At 69.5% G+C, this 3,238-nt stretch carries 2 protein-coding genes; one reads left to right on the top strand and one right to left on the bottom strand.

Going from position 1 to position 3,238, the window contains the following annotated elements:
- Positions 1-1,654, bottom strand: a 1,654-nt coding sequence (locus VFB40_RS12200) for a PAS domain-containing protein (protein ID WP_324850040.1), incomplete at its 3' end; no start/stop codon positions are given.
- A gap of 676 nt (positions 1,655-2,330) precedes the next feature.
- Here VFB40_RS12200 and VFB40_RS12195 point away from each other — a divergent pair.
- On the top strand, positions 2,331-3,068 hold the full coding sequence (locus VFB40_RS12195; RefSeq protein WP_324850038.1) for a hypothetical protein: 738 nt from the start codon (positions 2,331-2,333) through the stop codon (positions 3,066-3,068).
- The last annotated feature ends 170 nt before the right edge of the window (positions 3,069-3,238 follow it).

The raw sequence follows: 3,238 nt of genomic DNA, 5'->3' as shown, positions 1-3,238 counted from the left end.
CGTCGTTGACCTCTTTGAACCAGTCGAGGTCGAGGAAGAGCACTGCGACGGGTTGCAGCGGCACGAGACTCGGTGCGAGTGCACCTGGATAGGACGGTGACGGTGACGCAGGATGCTGTGACAGTGCCTGCTCAAGGCGGTCCGCGAACAGCGCGCGGTTCGGCAGTCCGGTGAGCGAGTCGTGGTAGGCGTTGTAGGCGAGTTGCTGCTGCAACGCGACCCGGTCGCTGACGTCCCGGCAGGTGAACACAAGGCCGCCGCGGTGCCGGGTGAGTGTGCACTCGGCGTGCCGCCACAGCGCGCTGCCGCCGTCGAGCGAAAACGGTTGGGCGGCTCTGATCCGGCACTCGACCGCGGCCGAGACCGCCGTGCCGGCGAGGAAGCGCTGCACTGCCCGCGCGACCGTGCGCCGATCGTCCGGGTGCACGAGGCGGTACAGCGAGGTGTCGGCGAGTATGCCGGGTTCGTATCCGAACACGTGCAGCGACGCCGGCGAGATGTACCCCAGGCGCCCGGAAGGATCGACCGTCATGATGACGTCGCTCGACCCCTGCACGAGCGAGCGGAAGTGGTCTTCGCGCACCTTCAGCTGCTTGGTGAGCCGGTGGTTCTCCAGCAGCGTCACGGCCTGGCGGGAAACCAGCGCGATCAGGACGGTCGCGCCGGCGCCGAGCAGCGCGGCGTGCACGCGGTGGTCGCCGGTGAGGCCGTCGACCATGATCCCGGCCAGGCAGATCAGCCCGGCGAGGTAGGGGAAGAGCAGCCCGAGCAGGCTCAACGCGCGCCGCACGCCCGAGAGCAGCGAGGCGTGCATCCAGTGCCGGGCGCGATGGCGCTGGCCCGGCCGTGTCCACGTGCTCATCCACGGCGCGACCGCGAGCAGCAGGTAGCCGAGGAACCAGCCGGAGTCGAGCAGCTCACCGGAGCTGTATTCGGCGCGCACGGCCGGAATCGTCCAGATCGCGTCCGAGACGACGATCAGCGAGTAGCCGGCGACGAGGGTCGCCATGGAGGCCCCGTCCCGCCGGCCGTTGCGGAAGCGCAGCGCGAGCACCAGGCTGACCAGCAGGATGTCGAAGACCGGATAAGCCAGGGCGAGCGCGATGGCCAGCGTCGAGCCGCCGTCGCTGCCGGCCTCCTGCGCGAGTGCGACCGTCCAGCCGCCGCTGAACAGCGCCCCGGCGATCATCACGCCGTCGAGCACCAGCTTCAGCCAGCCGAGTGGCGCGCCGGGCCCGCGCTGGTGCACCAGCGTGCCCGCCATCGCGAAGGGGGCGAAGAACAGGAACATCCAGTCCGCGACCGAGGGCGAGGGCGGGGTGTGGTGCAGCACGATCTCGTACCAGCCCCAGACCCCGTTGCCTAGTCCGGCGACCAGGGCGGAGGCGGCGAACAGGAACCAGGAGACGCGCAGCCGGCCGCGGGCGAGCAAGGCGCGCCAGGCGCAGGAGACGGCGGCGAAGGCGGCCACGGCGGACAGGCCGAAGTCGCCCATCAGGTCGGCGAGGGTGTGCGCGCGGCCCTCACCCGGGTCCGGCGGGGAGCCCCAGTGCAGTACGGAGCCGGCCGTGTACCCGCAGGCCAGCGCGGCGACGGCGGCGAGCGCGGCGGTCGGCCGTGCGGCCCCCGCCTGGCGATTTCGGATGGCGGCCATCGTCCCGGTTCTGATCGTGCCGCGGTTGCTGGTCGGACACTGCTTCTGATCGGGCACTGCCTGGTTCGTGCACGGCGTTGTTGAAGCACGGTGTGGTTCAAGCACCGTCCGGTTCATGCACCGTGTGGTTCGTGCCCTGACGATCCTTCACTGTACGACACTTCTCGGACGCGCTCAGTAGCGATTCAGGCTTCCAGTGGGGCTTTCATCAAAACGGGCGGCTCCGGGCAACCAAAGCGACGCGGCAATCGTCGGACGGTCCGAGGTCGTGTCCCGCGATCGCGCTGCGCGCTCAAAAGCGGTCCTTGATCCGATCGTTGCGGAAATGCAGTGCTCAACGCCGGTTCGCGGGTGTATTTATTGGTGGCTGTCGCGCGGGGAGCTCGCGAAGCACGACACAATTCAGGGGAGGGGCGGGGTGGGCGATAACTCATTCATGCCTCCGGCCCATTCGGACGAGAACGGTCCGGAGAGTCCGGAGGATTCACAAGGCGCGGTACAGCCGCCGCTGGAGCGGGGCGCTGAACCGGATCTCGCCGCGGCAGAGACGGTGGACTTCGCGCCTGGCGCGCCCACGGACGTGGGGCAGACGGCCGGCGATGGAGCTGGTCTACCGGATTTCGCCGAGACGGCAGGCGTAGCGCCACCCGTACCGGCGAAGCGCCGAAGCCGAGCATTGATCGTTACCGCGATCGGCGCCTCGTACCTCGTCCTCGCGGCAGGCACCGCTGCCGCAGTCGTCGCCATCGCGTCACCGGCCCCGATCGACGTCGCCGAGGCGCTCGCATCCGCGTCGACTGGCGCCGGCGCGAGCGGGGCCGGCGCGGTGTCGGCGAGCGCCAACGCGGCGGCGTCCGCGTCACCCTCGGCCTCGCCGTCGCCGTCGCCGAGCCCCAAGTCCACCGTGGTCGGCTCGGTGAAGGACGGCACGCACTCCGGGGACCTGCGCTACTTCCTGCTCCCGCCGCCGGACGGCCCGAGTTCGGTGCAGGGCGACCCGGACGGCAACAAGGAAAGCCAAAGCGACGTGGTCAAGGAGTACGGCGGCTCGTCCGACGTGAAGTCCGCGCTGAACCAGCTGGGCTTCAAGGGCGGCGCGCAGCGCACGTACCAGGACTCGACGATGGGCGCGAACGTCTCGATCGAGCTGCTCCAGTTCGACTCGAGCGGTGACGCGGACAACTGGATGCAGGGCTTCCAGCTGAACGGGAATGGCTGGACGTCCTTCAGCATTCCCGGGGAGTCGGGTGCGACCGCCCGGGAGAAGAACGCCGACAACCTCGACAGCCTCATCGGCGTGTACGCCGAGGGCGACACGTTCTACCAGATCACCGTCTACGGCACGCAGACGCTTCCGCACAGTGATCTCGCGAATCTGATGACCGCCGAGCACGGCAGGCTGGCCCATGGCTGAGAACGTCGAGAACGTGGAGAACATCGAGAACGTGGTCGGGGACACTGAGCCGCCGACGCCGACCGAATCCGCGAGCGCATCGGAGCAGCCCACTCCCGAGCCGCCGACCGAGGCCGAGGCCGACACCACCACCACCGCACCTTCCGAGCCCACCTCGCTCGCGACCACGA

The sequence above is a fragment of the Actinocrinis sp. genome (genome assembly GCF_035650855.1).
Lineage (GTDB): Bacteria > Actinomycetota > Actinomycetes > Streptomycetales > Catenulisporaceae > Actinocrinis.
This window is presented reverse-complemented; position numbering and strand designations above follow the sequence as displayed.